At 52.9% G+C, this 24,418-nt stretch carries 16 protein-coding genes, 2 tRNA genes and 3 rRNA genes; 7 read left to right on the top strand and 14 right to left on the bottom strand.

What is annotated here, in order from left to right; translation table 11 throughout:
- Positions 1-142 precede the first annotated feature (142 nt).
- From holA to ttcA, 5 genes are all read right to left on the bottom strand, one after another.
- Complete coding sequence (gene holA / locus CRO05_RS04840) at positions 143-1,153, bottom strand: DNA polymerase III subunit delta (RefSeq protein ID WP_097066047.1); 1,011 nt, start codon at positions 1,151-1,153, stop codon at positions 143-145.
- Between the two features lie 41 nt (positions 1,154-1,194).
- Positions 1,195-1,698 (bottom strand): LPS assembly lipoprotein LptE, encoded by a 504-nt coding sequence (gene lptE / locus CRO05_RS04835; RefSeq protein WP_097066046.1) that lies wholly within the window; start codon positions 1,696-1,698, stop codon positions 1,195-1,197.
- A gap of 29 nt (positions 1,699-1,727) precedes the next feature.
- Entirely contained in the window at positions 1,728-4,328 is a 2,601-nt protein-coding gene (gene leuS, locus CRO05_RS04830) for a leucine--tRNA ligase (RefSeq protein ID WP_097066672.1), read from the bottom strand.
- A gap of 305 nt (positions 4,329-4,633) precedes the next feature.
- Complete coding sequence (locus CRO05_RS04825) at positions 4,634-6,001, bottom strand: DegQ family serine endoprotease (RefSeq protein WP_181319734.1); 1,368 nt, start codon at positions 5,999-6,001, stop codon at positions 4,634-4,636.
- A 44-nt stretch (positions 6,002-6,045) separates the two neighbouring features.
- Complete coding sequence (gene ttcA / locus CRO05_RS04820) at positions 6,046-6,942, bottom strand: tRNA 2-thiocytidine(32) synthetase TtcA (RefSeq protein WP_369831592.1); 897 nt, start codon at positions 6,940-6,942, stop codon at positions 6,046-6,048.
- A gap of 327 nt (positions 6,943-7,269) precedes the next feature.
- Between ttcA and CRO05_RS04815 the strand changes: the two genes are divergently transcribed.
- The 6 genes from CRO05_RS04815 to CRO05_RS04790 all read left to right on the top strand — a co-directional run bounded on the left by CRO05_RS04815 (position 7,270) and on the right by CRO05_RS04790 (position 13,762).
- Positions 7,270-8,946 carry an alginate export family protein gene (locus CRO05_RS04815; protein ID WP_235001288.1) on the top strand — a complete coding sequence of 559 codons (1,677 nt, stop codon included), beginning with the start codon at positions 7,270-7,272 and terminating at the stop codon, positions 8,944-8,946.
- A gap of 43 nt (positions 8,947-8,989) precedes the next feature.
- Complete coding sequence (locus tag CRO05_RS04810; protein WP_097066044.1) at positions 8,990-9,988, top strand: sulfate ABC transporter substrate-binding protein; 999 nt, start codon at positions 8,990-8,992, stop codon at positions 9,986-9,988.
- Between the two features lie 86 nt (positions 9,989-10,074).
- The gene (locus tag CRO05_RS04805; protein WP_097066043.1) at positions 10,075-10,977 is read left to right on the top strand and encodes an EAL domain-containing protein; all 903 of its coding nucleotides are present in this window, start codon (positions 10,075-10,077) and stop codon (positions 10,975-10,977) included.
- Complete coding sequence (cysT, locus tag CRO05_RS04800; RefSeq protein ID WP_097066042.1) at positions 10,964-11,797, top strand: sulfate ABC transporter permease subunit CysT; 834 nt, start codon at positions 10,964-10,966, stop codon at positions 11,795-11,797. The genes CRO05_RS04805 and cysT overlap by 14 nt, the downstream gene beginning before the upstream one ends.
- Before the next feature lie 10 nt (positions 11,798-11,807).
- Positions 11,808-12,683: a sulfate ABC transporter permease subunit CysW gene (gene cysW / locus CRO05_RS04795; protein WP_097066041.1), complete on the top strand. Its 876-nt coding sequence runs from the start codon at positions 11,808-11,810 to the stop codon at positions 12,681-12,683.
- On the top strand, positions 12,680-13,762 hold the full coding sequence (locus CRO05_RS04790; protein WP_097066040.1) for a sulfate/molybdate ABC transporter ATP-binding protein: 1,083 nt from the start codon (positions 12,680-12,682) through the stop codon (positions 13,760-13,762). Before cysW ends, CRO05_RS04790 begins: the two co-directional genes overlap by 4 nt.
- Before the next feature lie 13 nt (positions 13,763-13,775).
- Here the strand turns inward: CRO05_RS04790 and CRO05_RS04785 are convergent, their stop codons facing one another.
- The 8 genes from CRO05_RS04785 to CRO05_RS04750 form a co-directional block, all read right to left on the bottom strand.
- Entirely contained in the window at positions 13,776-14,198 is a 423-nt protein-coding gene (locus tag CRO05_RS04785) for a cupredoxin domain-containing protein (RefSeq protein WP_097066039.1), read from the bottom strand.
- A gap of 216 nt (positions 14,199-14,414) precedes the next feature.
- Positions 14,415-14,527, bottom strand: a 5S ribosomal RNA gene (gene rrf, locus CRO05_RS04780).
- Between the two features lie 131 nt (positions 14,528-14,658).
- Positions 14,659-17,548 (bottom strand): 23S ribosomal RNA (locus CRO05_RS04775).
- Between the two features lie 351 nt (positions 17,549-17,899).
- A tRNA-Ala gene (locus tag CRO05_RS04770) sits at positions 17,900-17,975 on the bottom strand.
- A gap of 6 nt (positions 17,976-17,981) precedes the next feature.
- A tRNA-Ile gene (locus tag CRO05_RS04765) sits at positions 17,982-18,058 on the bottom strand.
- 124 nt (positions 18,059-18,182) lie between these two features.
- Positions 18,183-19,718 (bottom strand): 16S ribosomal RNA (locus CRO05_RS04760).
- The 16S, 23S and 5S rRNA genes sit together here with 2 tRNA genes alongside, the layout of an rRNA operon.
- Before the next feature lie 292 nt (positions 19,719-20,010).
- Positions 20,011-21,225, bottom strand: coding sequence for a tyrosine--tRNA ligase (gene tyrS, locus CRO05_RS04755; RefSeq protein WP_097066038.1), 1,215 nt, complete (start codon positions 21,223-21,225; stop codon positions 20,011-20,013).
- 18 nt (positions 21,226-21,243) lie between these two features.
- Positions 21,244-21,861 (bottom strand): superoxide dismutase, encoded by a 618-nt coding sequence (locus CRO05_RS04750; protein WP_097066037.1) that lies wholly within the window; start codon positions 21,859-21,861, stop codon positions 21,244-21,246.
- 445 nt (positions 21,862-22,306) lie between these two features.
- Here CRO05_RS04750 and CRO05_RS04745 point away from each other — a divergent pair, with 445 nt between their 5' ends.
- Positions 22,307-23,587 (top strand): DUF2130 domain-containing protein, encoded by a 1,281-nt coding sequence (locus CRO05_RS04745; protein ID WP_097066036.1) that lies wholly within the window; start codon positions 22,307-22,309, stop codon positions 23,585-23,587.
- 226 nt (positions 23,588-23,813) lie between these two features.
- Here the strand turns inward: CRO05_RS04745 and CRO05_RS04740 are convergent, their stop codons facing one another.
- Positions 23,814-24,239 carry a group III truncated hemoglobin gene (locus tag CRO05_RS04740; protein WP_369826973.1) on the bottom strand — a complete coding sequence of 142 codons (426 nt, stop codon included), beginning with the start codon at positions 24,237-24,239 and terminating at the stop codon, positions 23,814-23,816.
- Positions 24,240-24,418 lie beyond the last annotated feature (179 nt).

Raw genomic sequence — 24,418 nt, 5'->3', positions numbered from 1 at the left:
AGCAAAATATCGGCGAAAGGTTGCATCCGGCGGCAGGCAAAGCTCGTGTTGGAATGGATTCCAATCAAGCCCGGATTCAAGAATTCAATATTCTTGCGAGATAATAATACGGATCCCGCTAACCTTGAGAACCGTCTTATTGTTATCGTTTCGTGATCGCGAAACGCAGCCCCAATTGCAGCAATTCATCCCAGGCGTCCCCCTTCCCGATACCCTTGCTTATCCTGTCTATTTTCGCAGCACGCGATAATGCCGACACCAACTGTTCAAGGCTAAGACGCCTGGCCGCATTTTCCATTGCTTTCTGTTGATCTCCCCATGCTCTGACCTGGTTCATCAGTTGTGCAACAGGCCTGCCGGAATTCAGTCCTTTACGAATAGTTGCCAGCGAGCGGATTTGCCCCGCGAGCGTGTTGACGATCAGTGGCAACGCTGTCCCTTCGCCCCGCAAGCCTTCCAGGATGCGACTGTAACGCACTGTCTCGCCTGCCATCATCGCCCCGGACAATTTGAAAACATCGTAACGGGCGACATCCAGTACCGCATCTTTCACCTGAGTGAAGGACAACATCCCCGGCGGATAAAGCAACCCCAGTTTCTTGAGCTCCTGATAGGCTGCGATCAGGTTGCCCTCCACCTTGTCGGCGAGAAACTGCAAGGTATCTGGGTCGGTATTTTGGCCCTGCATGCCGAGGCGCTGGCCGATCCAGGGGGGTAAACGAGCGCGTTCCACAGGATAGACCTGAACCATTACCCCTGCCTCTTCAAGCGCTTTGAACCATTTTGCCCCCGACCCCTGTCTGTCGATTTTCGGCAGAGTAACAAGCGTAACGGTATCGGGCGGCAACGAACGGCAATATGTCTCCAAAACTGCGCTACCCTGGTTTCCTGGCTTGCCGGATGGAATACGGATATCCATTATACGACGTTCCCCAAACAGCGACAGGCTCGTGCCGCGCTGTTGCAGCTCTGCCCAATTGAAGTGATGGTCGACCGTAAAAATCTCCCGCTCGATATAGCCTGCCTCGCGCGCGCTGGCACGAATCAGGTCGGCCGCCTCCATACTCAGCAGTAACTCGTCGCCGAACACAGTGTAGAGCGGCGCAGGCTGCTTCTGGAGATGCCGGGAAAGGTGATCGGGGGTAATACGCATAATTTTCGGATTACGGTACGGAGAAGGCCTGCCTCAGGAATTCAAAGGGGGGATTCCTTAACTTCCGCTATTTTTACCGCTGCCATCCGCCTTACAATTTGATCTGCGGAGTCGCGATGCATTTCTCTCACGAGCAGCGCCTCCTCTCCCTCTTTCCCCACTACCTGAGCATCGGTGAAAGGAAGAACGCGGTGCAGGACAATTTCATTGACAGGAATGATGTCCATCCCCTTGGCATCCTTGAGCCGAAAGGAAACACGGTAGCGCAACTCAAACTCCCGCACCCTTCCGCCCCCGGATACCGACATGATTTGTCTGTCATTCGTGACACTGATAATTTCCAGTATGGCTTGGGCATCCTTGGCTTTATCAACAATGCGGGTATTGGTTCCAGCCCGGATAAGCCGCTTGAGATCGGTACCCATGGGGTGTCCCGGCGGGCCGGAAATATAAAGGGTTTCAAACGGAAGTATGGCCGTGCCGCGCAACTGAAAGCCGCAGGCAGTGAGCAAGAAGCAGAATACAACCAAAATAATTTTATTCATTAACGAATCCTCACATGAGGTTTATGTCCTTACACAACGATATTCACCAGTCTACCCGGCACCATGACCACTTTCTTCACCACATCCCCGGCGACAAACTTTTGCACCTGATCATTCTCCAGGGCCAGGCGCTCGATAACCGCTGGTTTCGTGTCTCTGGCAACGCGTATCTTGCCGCGCAGCTTGCCATTGACTTGCACTATCAGTTCAATTTCATCCTGCACCAGTGCCGCGCTATCCGCTAGGGGCCAAGACTGATCGAGCAATTCTGTTCCAGGTTTGAGTTCACGCCACAGGGCATGACATATATGCGGAACAATGGGCGACAGCAGCAATATAATTTTTTCCATTGCTTCCTGCATCAGTCTGCGCGAAGCCAGGCTGGAATCCTCTCGTTTTGCCAGAGCATTCATCAACTCCATCACCGCTGCGATCGCGGTATTGAAGGTGTGCCGTCTTCCCAGATCGTCGCCAACCTTGGCAATGGTTTGATGCAATTGAAAACGCAAGGCTTTCAGTTCGGGATCGAGATCATCACCCGGTATTGGACTATCCACCTCCGGCTTTGGTTGCACATGTTCGTAAACCTGTTTCCACAACCGTTTCAGGAAACGGAATGCGCCCTCCACCCCCGCATCCGCCCATTCGAGAGTCTGCTCCGGTGGACTGGCGAACATCATGAATAGTCGTGCGGTATCGGCGCCATATTGCTCCACCAGTTTTTGCGGATCGACCCCATTGTTCCGGGATTTCGACATGGTGCCGATACCACCTGATTCAACCGGCCTGCCATCCGCGCGCAGCAGTGCGCCAACGGGCCTGCCTTGCTCATCGGTTTGCATATCCACGTCAGCGGGATTGAAATAGACAATGCGGCCGGTTTCGGTTTTCCGAAACATGATCTCATTCAGCACCATGCCTTGGGTCAGCAGGTTGGCGAACGGCTCGTCGAAGACTACCAGCCCAAGATCGCGCATGACCTTGCTCCAGAAGCGTGAATAGAGCAGATGCAAAATCGCGTGTTCGATGCCGCCGATATACTGATCGACCGGGAGCCAGTAATCCACACGCGTATCCACCATGGCCCCATCCTGCCCCGCACAAGCGTAGCGGATGTAATACCATGAAGAATCGACGAATGTATCCATCGTATCCGTTTCCCGCCGTGCCGGCTGGCCACAGCGGGGGCAGCGACACTCGTAAAATGACGGAGTCTTTGCCAGCGGGTTGCCCGAACCGTCCGGCACAAGGTCCTCTGGTAGTACTACGGGAAGCTGGTCATCGGGTACCGGCACTACACCGCATGCATCACAATAAATGAGAGGGATGGGGCAGCCCCAGTAACGCTGGCGGGAAATGCCCCAGTCGCGAAGGCGATAGTGAACACGCTTTTCTCCCAATCCCTTCTGCTCCAGCGCTGCGGCGATTGCGTCCACCGCCGCCTGGAATTCAAGGCCGGAAAATTCGCCTGAGTCGAAAGTGATGCCCTGCTCCGCATAAGCCTGAGCAAGTGGCATTATCAGATCCGAATCACGAGGTTTGATCACTGGCTTTATTGGCAGTGAATACTTTGCTGCAAACTCGAAATCGCGCTCATCGTGGGCGGGAACCGCCATCACCGCGCCTTCGCCGTAGCCCATCAGTACATAATTTGCTATCCATACCGGCAGCTTCGCCTTGGTCAGTGGGTGGACTGCAAAGAGCCCGGTGTCCATACCTTTCTTTTCCTGAGTGGCCAGCTCCGCTTCCATCGTGGCGCCCTGCTTGCACGCTTCAATGAATTCGGCCAGATCCCGATTACTGCTTGCGGCGTGCAGCGCGACCGGATGTTCGGCTGCCACCGCGACATAAGTTACGCCCAGTAGTGTATCTGCGCGCGTAGTAAAAACTTTTAACGCCTGGGGCATGCCGGATGCCGTGTCGGCGGGAAACGTCACATCGACGCCAAAACTCTTCCCGATCCAGTTGGCCTGCATGGTTTTTACCCGCTCCGGCCAACCGGGCAGCGTGTTCAGCGTTTCCAGTAATTCATCGGCATACGCGGTGATTTTCATGTAGTACATGGGGATTTCGCGCTTTTCCACCAATGCGCCGGTGCGCCAGCCACGTCCGTCTATTACCTGCTCATTGGCAAGCACCGTCTGATCGATCGGATCCCAATTGACGGTGCCGGTGGTTCGGTAAGCCAATCCTTTTTCCAGCATCCTCAGAAAAAGCCACTGATTCCAGCGGTAGTAATCCGGCTTGCAGGTCGCGAGCTCCCGGCTCCAGTCAATGGCCAGCCCCAGGCTCTGCAGCTGCTTGCGCATATACGCGATGTTATCGTGAGTCCATTTCGCAGGCGGCACGTTGTTTTCCATGGCCGCGTTCTCCGCGGGCAGACCGAAAGCGTCCCAACCCATAGGCTGCAAAACGTTATACCCCTGCATGCGGCGGTAGCGCGACAGCACGTCGCCAATCGTGTAATTGCGCACGTGCCCCATATGCAGCTTGCCTGATGGATATGGAAACATGGACAGGCAATAATATTTCTGCTTTCCAGGCGTTTCCACGGCCTGGAAAGCAGCCGTTCGCTGCCAATGCTGCTGCGCTTCCGCTTCTATTTCCTGGGGATGATATTTTTCCTGCATAAAGACCCGGCTTTCTGGCATAAATCCTTGGATTATACCGCGAACAAAAATCCTCGATGTCGTACATGGCGGACCATAACGAAGATATGCTCCAAATAGCACTAATTAAAATGCTATGACCTGGAAAACTCGTCAATACAGCGCGGGAAAATGGATAAGAATGGACTGAAGATATTGAAAGAATGGGGTGCTGTCCCATAGCCAATTGGCCTGCGGGATGGCGTCACAGCAGGCAGAAAGACAGCCAAGGGCAGACCCGTCCATCCTTATCCCCCGATCTTTTATCTTTTTTGGGAAAAACCGTTTTACCGGATTATGAGAGTCAACCTGAAATCCCCTCGCAACAGATTGAGAACGATGGAATCTTCACTGGTTCGGAGGACCGCAAGAAACTCGCGTACAGAGCGGACCTTTTTGCGATTGGCGCCGATTATGATATCGCCTGGCCGGATGCCATGCCGCCAGGCGGGACTGTTTGCGTCCACCCTGGTCACCAGTACCCCTTCAATTCTGCTACGGGATGTCCCGCCTTTGAGATTGGCAACCGTCGCGCCCGCGAGCTGAGGCACTGTTTCCGCCTCGGTGCCCGGTACATCGAGCGGCGTGGCAATAGTTACTCTTGCAATGACTGGCTTTCCGTCTCTTATCAGCCCAAGATTTATCGTCTCCCCGATCGGCATCAATCCTATCTTGTTGCGTAAATCCATGGAATCTCTTATCGATTTGCCGTTGACGGCCATCACCACATCGCGTGGCTTCATGCCTGCCTTTTCCGCTGGCGAATTAGGCTCGACAGTACTGATGATTGCGCCTTCGGTGGAAGTCAGCCCCAGCGATGCCGCCAGATCGTGAGTAATATCTTCGCTGGTGGCGCCCAGCCTGCCACGGCGCACTTCGCCAAAGCGCACGAGTTGATCCAGAACCGCCTTGACCATGACGCTTGGAACTGCGAAGCCAATACCGACATTGGCGCCGGTGGGCGCAACAATGGCTGAATTAATACCGACCAGTTCTCCCTTGAGATTGACCAAGGCGCCTCCGGAATTGCCCGGATTGATCGATGCGTCCGTCTGTATGAAATCCTCATAGCCCTCAATATCGATTCCGCTTCTTCCCAGCGCGCTGACGATGCCGGAAGTGACGGTCTGCCCCAGGCCAAACGGATTTCCAATGGCAACGACAAAGTCACCCACGTTAAGCAAATCAGAATCTCCAAAATGCAGCGCCTGCAAATTCTTTGCGTCAATCTTCAGCAACGCGATATCGGTGCCGGGATCCGTTCCCACCAGCGTCGCCTGAAACTGGCGCCTATCCTTGAGCGTGACAACCACCTGCTGGGCATCCTTGATCACATGATAGTTGGTAACGACATAGCCGTTGGCCGCATCCATAATCACGCCCGAACCAACACTCCGCTCGGGTCGGGCCGCCTGTTCGGGGAGGTTAAAAAAGTGACGGAAGAAAGGATCGCGAAAGAGCGGATTCTCTTCAATGGCCGCGCGAGTCAGTACGGAAATATTTACTACTGCGGGGGTAACATCTTTAAGCATGGGTGCCAGTGTCGGCAAGCCATTCTTGCCATTGACAAGAGGCACAGCCGAGTGGGCAGATAACGCCACTGCCAGCAAACCAACGAAAAGAGCTGGTAATGAAAACCCAAATGATTTTCTCATTAACGTATTCAAGAGTAATTTCGCCAAAATCAATCTGAATGGTGCTAGGAATCCACCTCGTTATTCAATCCCTCACTCAAACCCGACATCTCATTCACCCCGAGCTCGAAGGTTTCGGGGTCAAACGCCCTGTCGCCATCGGGAACAGGTTCATTTCCCGCTTTGAGCCCTTGAAAATCATAGAGTGCGGGATCGGCCAAATGAGAGGGCTGGACGTTCTGCAATGCCGTAAACATTGTTTCCAGCCTGCCGGGAAATTTTTTATCCCATTGTTGCAGCATTTCCTTCACCGCCTGCCGCTGGAGATTCTTCTGAGACCCGCACAAATTGCAGGGGATGATGGGAAAATCCGCTATCTCGGCATAACCGGCGAGATCTTTCTCCTTGCAATAGGCCAGCGGGCGAATCACGATATGGCGGCCGTTATCACTCACCAGCTTGGGTGGCATGGTTTTTAGCTTGCCGCCGTAAAACAGGTTGAGAAAAAGGGTTTCAAGCATGTCGTCACGATGATGTCCCAGCGCGATTTTAGTCGCGCCCAACTCACCCGCAACACGATAGAGGACGCCGCGGCGCAGGCGCGAACAGAGACTGCAGGTCGTTTTGCCTTCGGGTATGAGGCGCTTTACCACGCTATAAGTATCTTGTTCAACAATACGGAAGGGCATATCGATGGCAGAGAGATACTGCGGTAATACGTGTTCGGGGAAACCCGGCTGTTTCTGATCCAGGTTCACGGCCACCAACTCAAACTGCAGGGGCGCGTGCGCTTGTAAATTACGCAGGATATCGAGCAACGCGTAGCTATCCTTGCCTCCCGAAAGACACACCATCACGCGGTCCCCCGGCTCGATCATATTGAAATCGGCAATAGCGGAGCCCACAAGCCGCCTCAATCGCTTGTGCAGCTTATTGACATTATGCTGTTCTTTTCTCGACACCGCTCCTCCCACTCCTACTCCCACCTCCACTCCCATCGCCAGCCTCGTTCTCGAATATTAATAATGGGAACAGTCAAGCTTCAAAGACCAATAGTACTGATTACGGCAGATTCCCAAGCCATTTTCCCATGTTGGGCGTTGTTTGGACAGTACTACGGATGACCGGGGGCCCCCGCCTGCCATTGAAGTGCGCAGCACAACTCGGGGAGGCCGCAACGGGTGATATATACGTAAAACAGATAAGTAAATGAAATGATATTAGTTTCAATTATAAAGAACGGCTGGTACCTTTCGCCATGTCAGTATTGCTCATTTCAGGGGAAATAGATGGCTGCGAGTCATAAGAAAAAGCTATATCGGCATCGGACGGGAATACCGGAAGGGGCGATACGCACGAGAGAAATGAAACTCTATTGGCGAATCACGCTTGCATCTGCAATTGCGATATTGCCGGTCGATTTGATTCACGCGGATATAAATATCAGGAAATTTGAAGAGTCGCAAATGAGCAAACAGGAAACTCGAATTGTTCAGAGAGATGCAAGCAGCAAAAACGCAGAGTCGAAAGTCGCTGCCCAGAACAATAAAAAGACTGAGGCCAAAACGCCGGCCAAAGAAGCGGAAAAGAAATCGACAGGTTACTTCCAGCCTTCCAGCAGCTATGGCACCCAACCGGAATCCGATCCGCCACGGTACGTGCGAAATCTGAGCAAAACAGGTATCGAAGCATTCAAGGATATAACCTGGCTGGATATAGGTTTCCAGCACCGGACCCGTTACGAGTTTCGTAGTAACGATATACGGCGTACCGACCTGACGCTCGATCAACCCTTTCTGCTGCGCTCGCGTGCATACGCAGGAATAAGGGAAATTCTGGATCCGTTTCGCGGGGCGGTCGAGTTTCAGGATTCCCGGCGCTACAACGGCAATTTTCCACATGATGATCGCGACTTCAACGACTACGAACTGATCCAGGCATATGGCGAGCTCTACTTCAAAGGGGCGCTGGGTGAAGACGATCGGAAACAACAGCGCCCGCTCAGGTTCCGGGTGGGTCGCATGGCCTATGAAGCGCTGGATCGGCGTTTGATCGGCCGCAACGAATGGCGCAACACCACGAACACCTTCGAAGGCTTTCGCATCAATCTGGGCCAGGAGGTCAACGACTGGGAGGTTGATTTATGGGCATATCAGCCCGTTAGACGACTGCTATCGGACTTCGACGAGCGCATCGAGAATCAGTGGTTCTACGGCGCCATCGGCCATTGGCGCAAATGGTCGGACTTCATCACGCTCCAGCCGCATTACATGGCGCTCACGCAGGACGGCAGCAAGACGGGGCAGATCGACCGGCATATTCATTCACCTGCCCTTCGCGGCTACGGCAAGATCGGAGATACCGGGCTGGACTATGACTTCAACCTGATCTATCAGTTCGGTCGAAATGGAACTCAGGACCATGACGCTCATGCTTATACCACTGAGGTGGGATATACCGCCAGGCACAGCTGGAAACCGCGTATCAGCGCCTTTTATGGCTACGCCACTGGAGACCGTGATCCCGATGACAACGTAAACAATCGCTTTGAGCGTTTTTTCGGTTTCTCGCGGCCCTGGTCGGCGGATGACTACATTATTTTTGAAAATATCAAGGCGCCCAAAGTCAAGCTCGAATTTCAGCCGGCCAAGGATTTGCGTATAGACGCTGGATATAACCTTTTCTGGCTGGCTAGTGATAGGGATCGCTTCAATAACCTCTTCGGGGGCAACGGCGCTAATGGAGGCAACGCCAATCGTGACCCTACCGGAAACAGCGGCGACTTCATCGGCCACGCTTTTGATATTCGTGCCCGTTACAAGCTTGGAAAACACATCGATACAACCGTTGGCTACTCGCATTTTACGACCGGTGAGTTCACGCGCAACAGACAAGTAGCGACACTGGGCAGGAGCCCTGGCAGTTCCGACTTTTTTTACGTTGAAGTAATGATCAGTGCCTTTTAATTGAATCCTGAACTCTCCTGACTAACTCTTTGAAGGAAGAATGATGAAAATCAAAACATGGCTAACGGGTCTTGTGGCCGCAACTCTCCTGACCGGCGGCAGCGCGTGGGCCGATAAGACGATACTGAATGTTTCCTATGATCCCACACGTGAGCTTTATCAGGAGTTCAATGCGGCATTCACGAAGCATTGGGAGGAGAAGACCAGGGAAAAGGTAGCCATCAAGCAGTCCCACGGCGGTTCTGGCAAGCAGGCACGGTCCGTCATCGATGGTCTCGAGGCTGATGTCGTGACTCTTGCCTTGGCAAACGATATTGATGCGATTGCAGAGAAGGCCAAACTTCTGCCAGGCAACTGGCAGAAGCGCTTGCCCCACAACAGTACGCCCTACACTTCCACCATCGTGCTACTGGTGCGCAAAGGCAATCCCAAGAACATCAAGGACTGGAACGATCTGGCGAGACCCGGTGTATCGGTGATTACGCCCAACCCGAAAACCTCCGGTGGCGCGCGATGGAATTATCTGGCAGCGTGGGAATACGGAAAACGGACTTATGGCGACGACGCCAGGGCAAAGGAATTTGTAACCAAACTATATAAAAACGTCCCTGTCCTGGATTCCGGCGCACGTGGCTCGACCACGACATTCGTGGAGCGCGGCATCGGTGACGTCTTCATCTCCTGGGAAAATGAAGCTTTCCTGGCAATCAGGGAACTCGGACCGGAAAAATTCGAGATCGTCGCGCCATCAATCAGCGTTCTTGCTGAACCGTCGGTCGCGGTGATAGACAAAGTCGTCGATAAGAAAGGCACCCGCCAAGTCGCCGAAGCCTATCTCCAGCATCTTTATTCGGAGCAGGGTCAGGAGATTGCAGCCAGAAACTTCTACCGTCCAGCCGACGCCAGGGTTGCGGCAAAGTATGCGAGTCAGTTCCCCTCTATCAAATTGTTCCGGATTGATGAGGTGTTCGGCGGCTGGAAGAACGCGCACAAGCTGCACTTTGCCGATGGCGGCACCTTTGATCAAATTTACCAGAAATGACGATGGACGCGGCCACGCCTTCGCGGCCGCGCTCGAATAAAGACCCGGAATGCTGAAGTTTAGTTGATTTTGACAGGAGTACGAATATGAGCGTTTCTGCTGAAAAACAAAAGGATGGATTGGCGCGCTTCCAGAGCGCCACCGACTATAAGGTACAGCGTGCCGAAGACGGCTCCATAGTCGGACATTTTTTCAACTGCTGGCTGTCAAGCATATTCCAACCTGTCTTCGATGCGAACACGCGCAAAGCAGTTGGGCATGCGGCCTACGTTCGCTCCATGCCGGACGAAGGAAATCAACTGTCGCCGTGGAGGGCCTTTGCCCTCACTGAAAGCGATGCGCCGCTGGTGCGCTTCGATCGACTGTGCCGCGCCGTTCACGCTCTCAATTACTTCAGCGGTGTTCCGCAACGCGGCAGCCTTTTTGTCTCCGTGCAGCCGCGCCTGCTGGAGAGTGTCAAGGATGATCATGGCCGCACGTTCAAAAGGACACTCGATATCATCGGAGTGAAGACCTCTCAGGTAACCATTGAAATTCCCATTGAGGTGAACCGCAATTGGAAATTGCTCAAACATGTGATCAGCAATTATCGCTCGCATGGTTACCGGATTGTGATTAATCACAGCGGCATGAGCGAAAACTGGCTGGCCGAACTTGCCAGCCTGTACCCGCTATACCCCGATCTGGTCCGTTTGGAGGCTTCCAATCTGCTGCGGCATAGCGGAACGGAGTCGCTGGTGGACACTATTCATCACTTCGGGGCTGAAGTTCTGGTGCATGAAATCGAAACGAGGCAGCAGTTGACCGCCGCTCTTCATACCGGCGCCGATTTTCTGCAGGGCCGCCTTTTCGGCATGCCGGCACGGGCAATTGAAGCTGAAGCGTTCGCGTTGCTACCTGCTGCGGCGACAGAACAACCGCTGGGAGCGCCGGCGGCCGCGGTTCGGCACAACCGTGATGCCGTAGGTGTGCAAGATGTATACGTTTAAGCAACATAGTGTTCTGCCTGGATTTAATCTGGCGCTTGGATTTACGCTGCTTTATCTGAGCCTGATCGTGTTGATTCCGCTCTCCGCGGCATTCGTTCGGACGGCAGCGCTAACCTGGCCTGAATTCTGGAATGCGGTAACGACGCCAAGAGTCATCGCTTCGTACAGGCTGACATTCGGCGCATCATTCGCCGCCGCCCTGGTCAATGCCGTATTCGGGCTTCTGGTGGCCTGGGTACTGGTCCGTTATCGCTTTCCGGGCAAAAAACTCGTAGACGCACTGGTGGATCTGCCGTTTGCGCTGCCGACCGCAGTCGCCGGCATTGCGCTGACTGCACTTTATGCCGGCAATGGCTGGGTTGGCCAGTATTTCGAACCGCTCGGCATAAAAATCGCTTTCACTCCAATCGGTGTTTTTGTGGCATTGACTTTTATCGGGTTGCCCTTTGTGGTGCGAACAGTGCAACCGGTGCTGGAAGATATCGAGTCTGAGCTGGAAGAGGCGGCGGCGACGCTAGGCGCAAACCGACTGCAAACATTTTTGCGAGTCATCTTCCCCACGCTTCTGCCGGCATTGATGACGGGTTTTGCGCTTGCCTTTGCGCGCGCGATCGGAGAATACGGTTCTGTTATTTTCATCGCGGGCAATATGCCAATGGTTTCCGAGATCACGCCGCTTCTAATCATCACGAAGCTTGAGCAGTATGACTACGCAGGCGCCACAGCGCTGGCTGTCGTAATGCTCGTGATTTCTTTTGTGATGCTCCTCATCATCAACTTGCTGCAATGGTGGAGCCGCCGTCGAAGCGCCTTGGCATGAGGAGATCGCGATGACTGCTATTGCGCTTCCGGTATCTCCCCTCGCACACCGGGCGCGGCCGACAGAGGAGCCGGTCTGGGTGCGCTGGACCTTGATCGGTCTGGCGTTTACCTTTCTGACGCTCTTTCTCTTTGTGCCGCTGATCTCGGTTTTCTATGAGGCGCTCAAGAAGGGCTGGGAAGTTTATATCGCCGCCATCACCGAACCGGACGCGGTGTCCGCAATCCAGCTTACCCTGACTGCTGCGGCGATTGCGGTTCCGCTTAATCTGATATTCGGCATAGCGGCGGCATGGGCTATCGCCAAGTTTGAATTTCTCGGCAAGAATCTGTTGACGACGCTCATCGATTTGCCTTTTTCGGTTTCGCCGGTAGTTTCGGGACTGATCTACGTGCTGATTTTTGGATTGCAGGGCTGGCTGGGCCCATGGCTTGCGGAACACGACATCAAGGTTATTTTTGCCGTACCTGGCATAGTGCTCGCCACTATATTCGTTACGGTTCCCTTTATCGCACGTGAACTGATCCCCCTGATGCAGTCTCAAGGTACGGAAGAGGAAGAGGCAGCCGTGGTACTGGGCGCAAACGGATGGCAGATATTCTTTCGGGTAACGCTTCCCAACGTCAAGTGGGGCCTGTTATACGGCACAATTCTGTGCAATGCGCGAGCAATGGGGGAATTCGGTGCGGTATCCGTGGTATCTGGTCATATTCGCGGTAGTACCAATACGTTACCGCTTCATGTCGAGATTCTTTATAACGAATACAATTTTGCGGCGGCCTTTGCGGTGGCGTCGCTACTGGCGATGCTTGCCCTGGTCACCCTGGCACTGAAAACGATAATTGAATCGAAAAACATACAAAATGATAAGGGAAAAAACCGATGAGCATCGAGGTGCGTAATCTTTCCAAACAGTTTGGCGACTTTGCCGCACTACGCGATATCACCCTGGAAGTTAAATCGGGGGAATTGCTCGCGTTGCTCGGGCCTTCCGGTTCCGGAAAAACAACACTACTGCGTGTAATCGCGGGGCTCGAGGCTGCGGATGCCGGTCAAGTGTTGTTTCAAGGTGAGGACGCGACGGACCAGCACGTGCGCGATCGTCACGTAGGATTCGTATTTCAGCACTATGCGCTGTTCCGGAATATGACCATCTTTGAAAACGTCGCCTTCGGCTTACGTGTACGCCCGAAGAAATTCCGCCCTGCTGATGTGGAGATTCGCCGGCGTGTACAGGAATTGCTGAAGCTGGTGCAGTTGGACTGGCTGGCCGACCGTTACCCGCATCAACTCTCGGGAGGACAGCGTCAGCGCATCGCCCTGGCGCGGGCGCTGGCGGTGGAGCCGAAAGTTTTGCTGTTGGATGAGCCTTTCGGCGCGCTCGACGCCAGGGTGCGGAAGGAACTGCGGTCGTGGTTGCGAAGACTCCATGACGACATGCACATCACCAGCGTGTTCGTTACCCACGATCAGGAAGAGGCGCTGGAAGTGGCGGATCGGATAGTAGTGATGAACGAAGGCCGAATCGAACAAATCGGCACGCCGGACGAAGTGTACGAACGCCCGGCAAGCCCCTTCGTATATGAATTCCTTGGCAAGGTGAACCTATTCCATGGCCGATTGCACCGCGGTCGGGCCTGGATAGGAGGAATTGAAGTCGATGCGCCTGAGCATACCGAAGCCGAAGAGCTCGCAGCCGTAGCCTATGTACGCCCTCATGATATCCATGTGGACAAGGTCGCCAATGCCTTGAATGGGGAGGGAGCAATTGCGGCACATGTGTCCCACATTCTCTCGGTTGGCCCGGTAGTGCGCCTTGGGTTGACGCGTGATGACAGCGAAGACAAGGAATTAATCGAGGTCGAAATCAGCAAGGCGCGCTTTCGCGAACTGCAATTGACGCGGGGCAATCAGGTTTTCATTAAACCTTCCCGCCTGGATCTCTTCCCGGCTCAGATACACTAAGATCTCCTGCCAGCTACTCAACAACTTCCAGAATGCCCTCCATCCCATGCTCTCTGTGACTCTTTAAAAAGAACAGCTTCTTTGGGCAATAGAAAGCATACTTGCCGGGTGCGCTTGGGGTGAAAGTGAATGTTTGGGACTCCCCGCTCAGTTCCTCATCGATCGAGATATTCGCTTCGGGCGCCCTGAGCAACAGGCCGTGAGGAATGATCCCCCGCTCCACGCGAACCACAAACTTTACGGGTACGTTGACTTTGACAATGATGTGGCTGGGTTTGAAAAAATAGTCACCAGCCAGGATGTTCACGTGTTGCATCCCATCAATATTCACTGCTGCCCGAAAGGGTTTATTGCCCGGCTGCGCACCCACCCGCCCCGCTATGCAGCAGACGATCAACGCCAGCACAAAGAGGGATAAAAATCGTACTGATTTCATGATGATTTTCTCGCCATTTGGCGCCTCTGAAATCCGACTAGGCCGCGGTATCGTTTCGGTCGTTTTGGGCGCGGGAATTCGCAGTGGACATAAAGAATGGCTTAGTATAACTCTGGGTCGCCCTCCGTCACACTGCCCCGCGTACAGGTACGCACCACACGCGCATAGCAAAAAAAAAGCCCCGCTTGTTTAGAGCGGGGCTTTTTTCTATAAGGTGCCTGGCAGTGACCTACTTTCGCATGTGAAAACACACTATCATCGGCGCAACTTCGTTTCACGATCCTGTTCGGGATGGGAAGGGGTGGGGCCAAAGCGCTATGACCGCCAAGCGTAACTTTAATGGCAAACGACAGAAGCCACGACTATTAGTCCCGGGCTCCATCGCAAGCCAACAATCTGGAAGAAGTAAAATGGGATGATTGTATCTGGGCAAACAACCTTATGTTTTACTTAAGGTTATAGGATCAAGCCTCACGGTCAATTAGTATCGGTTAGCTTAACACATTACTGCGCTTCCACACCCGACCTATCAACGTCGTGGTCTTCGACGAACCTTTAGGGAGGTTTAACCCCCGGGAAGTCTCATCTTGAGGCGAGTTTCCCGCTTAGATGCTTTCAGCGGTTATCTCTTCCGCACTTAGCTACCCGGCGATACGACTGGCGTCATAACCGGTACACCAGAGGTGCGTCCACTCCGGTCCTCTCGTACTAGGAGCAGGTCCTCTCAAACTTCCAACGCCCACGGCAGATAGGGACCAAACTGTCTCACGACGTTTTAAACCCAGCTCACGTACCACTTTAAATGGCGAACAGCCATACCCTTGGGACCGGCTACAGCCCCAGGATGTGATGAGCCGACATCGAGGTGCCAAACTCCCCCGTCGATATGAACTCTTGGGAGGAATCAGCCTGTTATCCCCGGCGTACCTTTTATCCGTTGAGCGATGGCCCTTCCATACAGAACCACCGGATCACTATGACCTGCTTTCGCATCTGCTCGACTTGTCAGTCTCGCAGTCAAGCACGCTTTTGCCATTGCACTATCAGCACGATTTCCGACCGTACCTAGCGTACCTTCGTACTCCTCCGTTACACTTTGGGAGGAGACCGCCCCAGTCAAACTGCCTACCATACACGGTCCCCGATCCAGATAATGGACCTAGGTTAGAACCTCAACAATACCAGGGTGGTATTTCAACGTCGGCTCCATGAGCTCTAGCGAGCCCACTTCAACGCCTCCCACCTATCCTACACAGGTATTGTCAAAGTCCAATGTAAAGCTACAGTAAAGGTGCACGGGGTCTTTCCGTCTAGCCGCGGGGAGATTGCATCTTCACAAACATTTCAACTTCGCTGAGTCTCAGGAGGAGACAGTGTGGCCATCGTTACGCCATTCGTGCAGGTCGGAACTTACCCGACAAGGAATTTCGCTACCTTAGGACCGTTATAGTTACGGCCGCCGTTTACCGGGGCTTCGATCAAGAGCTTGCACCCCATCACTTAACCTTCCGGCACCGGGCAGGCGTCACACTCTATACGTCCACTTTCGTGTTTGCAGAGTGCTGTGTTTTTATTAAACAGTCGCAGCCACCATTTCTTTGCAACCCCCTTCCGCTTCACGCGCGAGGCGCTACACGTACCGAGGGCACACCTTATCCCGAAGTTACGGTGTCAATTTGCCGAGTTCCTTCTCCTGAGTTCTCTCAAGCGCCTTGGAATTTTCATCCCGCCCACCTGTGTCGGTTTGCGGTACGGTCTTCGTTCAACTGAAGCTTAGTGGCTTTTCCTGGAAGCAGGGTATCACTCACTTGGCGTCCCGAAGGACGTTTCGTTATCACGCCTCAACTAAGCCGCCCGGATTTGCCTAGGCAGCACGTCTACACGCTTCAACCGGGACATCCAACACCCGGCCGAGCTAACCTTCTCCGTCCCCACATCGCATTGAACAAAGGTACTGGAATTTTAACCAGTTTCCCATCAGCTACGCATTTCTGCCTCACCTTAGGGGCCGACTCACCCTGCGCCGATGAACGTTGCGCAGGAAACCTTGGGCTTACGGCGAGGGAGCCTTTCACTCCCTTTATCGCTACTCATGTCAGCATTCGCACTTCCGATACCTCCAGCAGCCTTCTCAAGCCACCTTCGCAGGCCTACGGAACGCTCTCCTACCATCTACACTTGCGTGTAAATCCCTAGCTTCGGTGCACAGTTTGAGCCCCGTTACATCTTCCGCGCAGGACGACTCGATCAGTGAGCTATTACGCTTTCTTTAAAGGGTGGCTGCTTCTAAGCCAACCTCCTGACTGTTTTAGCCTTCCCACTTCGTTTACCACTTAACTGTGTCTTTGGGACCTTAGCTGAGGGTCTGGGTTGTTTCCCTTTCGACACCGGACGTTAGCACCCGATGTCTGTCTCCCACGCTCGCACTCTTCGGTATTCGGAGTTTGCCATGGTTTGGTAGGCCTAAACGGCCCCCTAGCCATAACAGTGCTCTACCCCCGAAGGTGATACGTGAGGCACTACCTAAATAGTTTTCGGAGAGAACCAGCTATTTCCAGATTTGTTTAGCCTTTCACCCCTACCCACAGCTCATCCCCTAATTTTTCAACATTAGTGGGTTCGGACCTCCACGAGGTGTTACCCCCGCTTCATCCTGGCCATGAGTAGATCATCTGGTTTCGGGTCTACACCCAGCAACTAATCGCCCTATTAAGACTCGCTTTCGCTGCGCTTCCCCTATTCGGTTAAGCTCGCTACTGAATGTAAGTCGCTGACCCATTATACAAAAGGTACGCAGTCACGGAACAAGTCCGCTCCCACTGTTTGTATGCATGCGGTTTCAGGATCTATTTCACTCCCCTCCCGGGGTTCTTTTCGCCTTTCCCTCACGGTACTGGTTCACTATCGGTCGATTACGAGTATTTAGCCTTGGAGGATGGTCCCCCCATATTCAGACAGGATTTCTCGTGTCCCGCCCTACTTGTTCCAATCCTAGTTCCACACTCAAACTTTCGCCTACGGGGCTATCACCCACTATGGCCCGACTTTCCAGACGGCTCGGCTAGTTCGAGTGCTAAAAATTGGAGGCTGTTCCCATTTCGCTCGCCACTACTCTGGGAATCTCGGTTGATTTCTGTTCCTCTGGCTACTTAGATGTTTCAGTTCGCCAGGTTCGCCACGCTTGACCTATGTATTCAGCCAAGGTTGACCCTTGCGGGCCGGGTTTCCCCATTCGGACATCTCCGGATCAATGCTCGTTTGCCAGCTCCCCGGAGCTTTTCGCAGGCTACCACGCCCTTCATCGCCTGTAATCGCCAAGGCATCCACCACATGCACTTATTCGCTTGATCCTATAACCTTAAGGGCTTCAGAATCAGGAATAGAAGCCGATGAATAACCGGATTTTCTTCCTTTCTCCAAACCATTTGGTTACAGGTGTTTGCTCACATCGCATCCGACTAAAAATGCGATGTGTCGATACAATCTAACCCATTATTCCGCGCTCTATGAATACGCGACCCAATAAAGGGCAACGTACCCGCTGAATGCGGAATACTTTACTTCTTCCAAATTGTTAAAGAACATCGAGAACAGACCTGGATACTTCCTGTCAGTTCCCGAAATACAGCCGCTGGTTAAAAACCAGAAGTAAACGATTCCGTTTACTTCTATTTTCTAATACGTAATCCGGATTGAGAAATTGGTGGAGGTGAACGGGATCGAACCGATGACCCCCTGCTTGCAAAGCAGGTGCTCTCCCATCTGAGCTACACCCCCGATAGTTGGTGGGTCTGGGTGGATTTGAACCACCGACCCCACGCTTATCAAGCGTGTGCTCTAACCAACTGAGCTACAGACCCTGAACAGAGCCTGGAAACAAAGAAATGGGTTTTTTCCATTCTCTACCCTATTACTCCTTGGTCCCCATAGCTTTGCTTTTAAACAACCGATAGGTTGTGGACACTTGAACAGGAATTTCTCTAGAAAGGAGGTGATCCAGCCGCAGGTTCCCCTACGGCTACCTTGTTACGACTTCACCCCAGTCATGAATCTCACCGTGGCAGGCGCCCTCCTTGCGGTTAGACTACCTGCTTCTGGTGAAACCCACTCCCATGGTGTGACGGGCGGTGTGTACAAGACCCGGGAACGTATTCACCGCGACATGCTGATCCGCGATTACTAGCGATTCCGACTTCACGGAGTCGAGTTGCAGACTCCGATCCGGACTACGACGCGCTTTCTGAGATTGGCTCCCCCTCGCGGGTTGGCAACCCTCTGTACGCGCCATTGTATTACGTGTGAAGCCCTACCCATAAGGGCCATGAGGACTTGACGTCATCCCCACCTTCCTCCGGTTTGTCACCGGCAGTTTCATTAAAGTGCCCAACTGAATGATGGCAATTAATGACAAGGGTTGCGCTCGTTGCGGGACTTAACCCAACATCTCACGACACGAGCTGACGACAGCCATGCAGCACCTGTGTTACCGTTCCCTTTCGGGCACACCCACCTCTCGGCGGGCTTCGGTACATGTCAAGGGTAGGTAAGGTTTTTCGCGTTGCATCGAATTAATCCACATAATCCACCGCTTGTGCGGGTCCCCGTCAATTCCTTTGAGTTTTAATCTTGCGACCGTACTCCCCAGGCGGTCAACTTCACGCGTTAGCTGCGTTACCAAGCCCGTTAAGGCCCGACAACTAGTTGACATAGTTTAGGGCGTGGACTACCAGGGTATCTAATCCTGTTTGCTCCCCACGCTTTCGTGCCTGAGCGTCAGTGTTAACCCAGGGGGCTGCCTTCGCCATCGGTGTTCCTCCACATCTCTACGCATTTCACTGCTACACGTGGAATTCCACCCCCCTCTGCTACACTCTAGCCTTGTAGTTTCAAACGCAGTTCCCAGGTTAAGCCCGGGGATTTCACATCTGACTTACAAAACCGCCTGCGCACGCTTTACGCCCAGTAATTCCGATTAACGCTCGCACCCTACGTATTACCGCGGCTGCTGGCACGTAGTTAGCCGGTGCTTCTTCTTCCGGTACCGTCAGTGATCACAGGTATTAGCCGTGACCGTTTCGTTCCGGCTGAAAGAGCTTTACAACCCGAAGGCCTTCTTCACTCACGCGGCATGGCTGGATCAGGGTTTCCCCCATTGTCCAAAATTCCCCACTGCTGCCTCCCGTAGGAGTCTGGGCCGTGTCTCAGTCCCAGTGTGGCTGGTCGTCCTCTCAGACCAGCTACTGATCGACGCCTTGGTAAGCCTTTACCTCACCAACTAGCTAATCAGACATCGGCCGCTCCAAAAGCGCAAGGTCTTGCGATCCCCTGCTTTTCTCCGTAGAGATTATGCGGTATTAGCACACCTTTCGGTGCGTTATCCCCCACTTGAAGATACGTTCCGATGCATTACTCACCCGTTCGCCACTCGCCACCAGGGTTGCCCCCGTGCTGCCGTTCGACTTGCATGTGTAAAGCATGCCGCCAGCGTTCAATCTGAGCCAGGATCAAACTCTTCAGTTCAATACTGGTAAAACTCTCGCTTGACGTATTATTCAATTCCAGCTTCTATCCTGAGTTATCAGAATAACAACTCGAATTCTTCTTACATTGTGCGAGCACTTCAACACTTAAGTCCCGGCTATTCCCGCTCGAAAGCGAGAATAGCCTGGTGTCCCGGTCAAGTGCCCACACCTATCGGCTGTAAATTTTTAAAGAGCGGTGCTGTCTGATAAACTCAAAGTCAGACAGCGAAGGCGGCATTATACAGATGCCAAACACCCGGTCAAGGGCTTTTTGAAACTTTTATTCTATTTTATTCTTGCTCAGAGGAGACCGTTACCCTGGCGAATTTTCGCTTGCCTACTTGTACTACGGCAGTTTCGCCACGACCTAGCTTGATGGTTTTGTCGCTGACCTTCTCGCCATTCAATTTCACACCACCCTGCTCAATCATGCGTAGTGCTTCTGTCGTGCTGGCGGTTAATCCGGCTTGCTTAAGCAACTGTGTAATAGATAACCCTTCTGACGCAGTATACAAGATTTTTTCAAGCATGTCATCCGGAAGCCCGCCACGCCTGAACCGCGCTTCGAAATCAGCTAGCGCTGTTTCCGCGTCCTGCTTGCTATGAAACCGGGCCACAATCTCCTGTGCGAACATCACCTTGATGTCGCGCGGGTTGCGCCCGTGCCCGACGTCCTGTTGCCACTGGCGAACAACACTGATGGGCTCGAATGACAACAATTCAATGTATCGCCACATCAGGTCGTCGGAAACCGACATCAACTTACCGAATATATCAGCCGGGTTCTCGGTTATCCCGATATAGTTGCCGGAGGATTTGGACATTTTGTTGATACCGTCCAGGCCCTCAAGAAGCGGCATGGTAATAACACACTGCGGCAACTGTCCAAAATGCTTCTGCAATTCGCGTCCCATCAGCAAATTGAACTTCTGATCGGTCCCTCCCAGCTCGACATCCGCCTTGAGGGCAACTGAATCGTAGCCCTGGATTAAAGGATATAAAAATTCATGAATCGCGATAGCCTTGTTGCTTCGATAGCGTTTGCCAAAATCGTCCCGTTCCAGCATGCGTGCGACAGTATGAGTCGCCGCCAGTTTAATCAGGTCTACGGCACCGAGAGTATCCATCCATGTTGAATTGAACACCACCTCGGTCTGTTCGGGCTTCAGTATCCGGAAAACCTGATTCTGGTAGGATTTCGCATTCTCAAGCACCTGCTCACGGGAAAGGGCGGGGCGAGTCGTATTCTTGCCGCTGGGATCACCGATCATCCCCGTGAAATCGCCGATCAGGAACAGGGCGTGATGCCCTAGATCCTGTAAATGGCGCATCTTATTGAGCAGAACAGTGTGACCCAGATGCAAGTCGGGCGCTGTAGGGTCAAATCCAGCCTTGATTCTGAGCGGACGATTCAAGGCAAGCTTTTGCTTCAGCTCGTCTTCCAGCAGAATCTCGCTGCAACCCCGCCTGATTATTTCCAGCTGGTCTGAAATGTGTATCGTCACAGCAGCGCGACGAGCATGCTATCTGTCATTGTCAGCCGCAAAGCCCCAGTTGATCAGCTTGTCGAGTACAGCATTAACATAATCCGGGCGGCGATTCTGGTAATCGAGGTAGTATGCATGTTCCCATACATCAATTGTAAGGAGCGGCTTCATTCCCTTGGTCAACGGCAGATCCGCATTGCCGGTCTTGATCACCTGGAGCTTGTCACCATCCTTCACAAGCCACGCCCATCCGCTGCCGAACTGAGTTGTTGCCGCGGTCACAAGCTCTTTTTTGCACGCTTCGACACTACCAAAAGAGGTCTCGATTTTTTGTTTTAGCGCCGCAGGCGGCTCGCCGCCACCTTTTGGCGACAGGCTATTCCAGTAGAAAGTATGATTCCAGACCTGTGCCGCATTATTGAAGATGCCGCTTTTGTCTGCCTTACCCGCTGTTGAAGTAATGATCTCTTCCAAAGATGAATCCGCGAGTTCCGTACCGGCTATGAGTTTGTTGAGGTTATCGACGTAAGTCTTGTGATGCTTGCCATAATGAAAACCCAGCGTATTTGCCGAAATGACGGGGTCCAGCGCATTTTCCAGGTAGGGCAAAGGTGGCAGAACATGTGGCGCACTTCCAGTCGTTTGATTGCTCATTATTTTCACTCCTGTGTGGTGACAAAAATCTGATTCGTTTCGATTTTTGGAATACAGCGATACAGCCATTACAACCCAGTAAGCAACTTCCGGGGAAATATCAAAAAAACATTGGATGAATTATCAAAGGCAGCAAGACGCCCTGACAAACAACATTCTCCGGTTATTCAACTCCTGTGGGGGAGATACCATGAACCCGTGGCAGATAGCCAGAAAGGCTTGAAAATCGATTTCCATTGCCTACAGGATCAGGTATTTACAACTGTTAAGGCAAGTATATCCGAAAACGGCGGAAAATAAGCGCCTTGCCGCCTCCTGTTCAGAAGGCGCGGAATTGGGTTCAATGCCAGGGATCGTTCCCTGCGCCGTATGCCCTATAATCCCGAATACCCTCCATCTCACGAGGAGCAAGATACGGCCTTTTGATAATTTTCAGGATTGAAACATGACGGAACCTACGATTACGTGTCCACAGTGCAAGACCGAAATCCGCCTCACAGAATCCCTTGCCGCACCGCTCCTGGCCGCCACGCGCAAGCAGTTCGAGCAGCAGCTCTTGCAAAAAGACGAAGATGTCGTTAGGCGCGAACAAGGGATCCGCGAAAAAGAAAAAGAGATTGCAGAGGCTAAACGTACGTTGGATGATCGGGTAGCCGATCAGGTCGCGGCACAGATGAGTATCGAGCGAAGCCGCGTTATTGCCGACGAATCCAGAAAAGCGAGACTTGCCAGCGCCGCCGAGCTGGACAGCAAGATGCGGGAGCTTGCAGAGCTCCAGGAAGTACTCAAAAGCCGCGACGAAAAACTGGCAGCGGCCCAAAAAGTTCAGGCAGAACTTATCAAGAAACAGCGGGAGCTCGACGATGCCAGACGCGAACTCGAACTCACCATAGAAAAGCGTGTGCAGGATGGATTAACTGTGGTACGCATGAGGGCCAGGCAGGAAGCGGAAGAAGGACTCAAACTCAAGGTAATGGAAAAGGACCAGACCATCGCATCCATGCAGCATAAAATCGAAGAGCTGATGCGCAGGGCGGAGCAGGGTTCTCAACAACTGCAAGGGGAAGTGCAGGAACTGGCGCTCGAAAATCTGTTGCGCGCAAAATTCCCTTTCGATGCGATCGAGCCGGTACCTAAAGGCGACTACGGCGGAGATGTGCTGCACCGTGTTATCGGGAGTGGTGGACAATCCGGGGGCACAATTTTATGGGAGACGAAGCGCACAAAAAACTGGAGCGATATGTGGCTCGCCAAATTGCGGGAAGACCAGCGCGCTGCAAAAGCGGAAATTGCAGTGATCGTGAGTCACACGTTGCCGAAGGGCGTTGAAACCTTTGAAATGGTCGATGGCGTCTGGGTAACGCACCCCAGAGCAGCATTGCCGGTAGCGCTTATTCTGCGCCACTCGCTACTCGAACTTGCCCTCGCACGGCAGTCTTCCGATGGTGTGCAAACCAAGACCGAAATGATCTATCAGTATCTCACCGGTCCGCGTTTCCGTCAGCGCGTAGAAGCCATCGTTGAAGCATTTACCACCATGCAGGAGGATCTGGATAAAGAGCGCAAGGTAATAATGAAACAATGGGCCAAGCGCGAGGAGCAAATCATGCGCGTCATGGGCGCAACAGTAGGAATGTATGGAGACCTGCAGGGAATTGCAGGAAAATCATTGCAGGAGATAGAGGGACTGGAGTTGAAGAGCCTGGGCTTGAACGACGAATTGTGACGTTATATGGATGCCGCAGTCCCGGACAAAACGCAATACACGAAGAGACAACGCTTAAGACACATGCGTCTTGCCCCGAACGCTGATCCGGCATTGGTGACGAACATGGGGATGTTCAGTTTGAGGACGGAAGTGTGGCTCGAAACTTAGCGCTATCGAGACCACCACCCGGACCGCTTGCATTCATCTCGTAGCCTATTATCTACATCAAGACCAAACAGGCCAATTATGCTCCGCAGAGTTCGACCAGTTCCCTATCAGGGTAGCGCTCCATTTGATATCTTAGCCATAGCCTGCCGCCGATATGCAATGCCAGCGTATCCGCGTTGAACTGTAAATCCGGGTTTCCCATCTCACTCGTGGTTTGGCGAAAGAGCTGCAGCCATCGTTCAAATAATTCGGAAGTGAGCCCTGGAAGGGCTACATGCTTGGGCATGGGTGCCCCCCGGAAATCGCTTGTTCCGCGTAGTTTCATTGACCAGAAATTGATCATCTGCACAAAATGCGCGTCCCAGTTGGTTACGTGGGCTTCAAAAATCGGACCCAGCAGAGGATCTTTCCGGGCTCTCGCATAGAAGGTATGCACCAGCCGCGATATCTCCTCTTCGGTACACAAGCCAGGATTGGGTGCTAAAAACTCTGGTTGTAGCATAGTCATGATTATCGTCACTCAGAAATAATATTCGCCGCACTCATGCGGATGGTCATCGGGTTAAAACTGCCGTCCAGACTATTCTGCGATTGCCGGCCACCGCCAGGATCTCGCACTGTCACGTATTTTGAATTATGTACGTTAACACACATACTTTCAACATTATTTTATGTGACAAG

The organism is Nitrosovibrio sp. Nv4 (assembly GCF_900215485.1).
Taxonomy (GTDB): Bacteria; Pseudomonadota; Gammaproteobacteria; order Burkholderiales; family Nitrosomonadaceae; genus Nitrosospira.
This window is presented reverse-complemented; position numbering and strand designations above follow the sequence as displayed.

Coding starts and splice junctions, on each gene's coding strand:
- CRO05_RS04790 (WP_097066040.1), top strand. CDS start 12,680: ATGAGCATCGAGGTGCGTAATCTTTCCAAACAGTTTGGCGACTTTGCC.
- lptE (WP_097066046.1), bottom strand. CDS start 1,698: ATGAATAAAATTATTTTGGTTGTATTCTGCTTCTTGCTCACTGCCTGC.
- CRO05_RS04750 (WP_097066037.1), bottom strand. CDS start 21,861: ATGAGCAATCAAACGACTGGAAGTGCGCCACATGTTCTGCCACCTTTG.
- CRO05_RS04815 (WP_235001288.1), top strand. CDS start 7,270: ATGGCTGCGAGTCATAAGAAAAAGCTATATCGGCATCGGACGGGAATA.
- CRO05_RS04785 (WP_097066039.1), bottom strand. CDS start 14,198: ATGAAATCAGTACGATTTTTATCCCTCTTTGTGCTGGCGTTGATCGTC.
- holA (WP_097066047.1), bottom strand. CDS start 1,153: ATGCGTATTACCCCCGATCACCTTTCCCGGCATCTCCAGAAGCAGCCT.
- CRO05_RS04805 (WP_097066043.1), top strand. CDS start 10,075: ATGAGCGTTTCTGCTGAAAAACAAAAGGATGGATTGGCGCGCTTCCAG.
- cysW (WP_097066041.1), top strand. CDS start 11,808: ATGACTGCTATTGCGCTTCCGGTATCTCCCCTCGCACACCGGGCGCGG.
- CRO05_RS04745 (WP_097066036.1), top strand. CDS start 22,307: ATGACGGAACCTACGATTACGTGTCCACAGTGCAAGACCGAAATCCGC.
- leuS (WP_097066672.1), bottom strand. CDS start 4,328: ATGCAGGAAAAATATCATCCCCAGGAAATAGAAGCGGAAGCGCAGCAG.
- CRO05_RS04810 (WP_097066044.1), top strand. CDS start 8,990: ATGAAAATCAAAACATGGCTAACGGGTCTTGTGGCCGCAACTCTCCTG.
- CRO05_RS04740 (WP_369826973.1), bottom strand. CDS start 24,239: ATGCTACAACCAGAGTTTTTAGCACCCAATCCTGGCTTGTGTACCGAA.
- CRO05_RS04825 (WP_181319734.1), bottom strand. CDS start 6,001: ATGAGAAAATCATTTGGGTTTTCATTACCAGCTCTTTTCGTTGGTTTG.
- cysT (WP_097066042.1), top strand. CDS start 10,964: ATGTATACGTTTAAGCAACATAGTGTTCTGCCTGGATTTAATCTGGCG.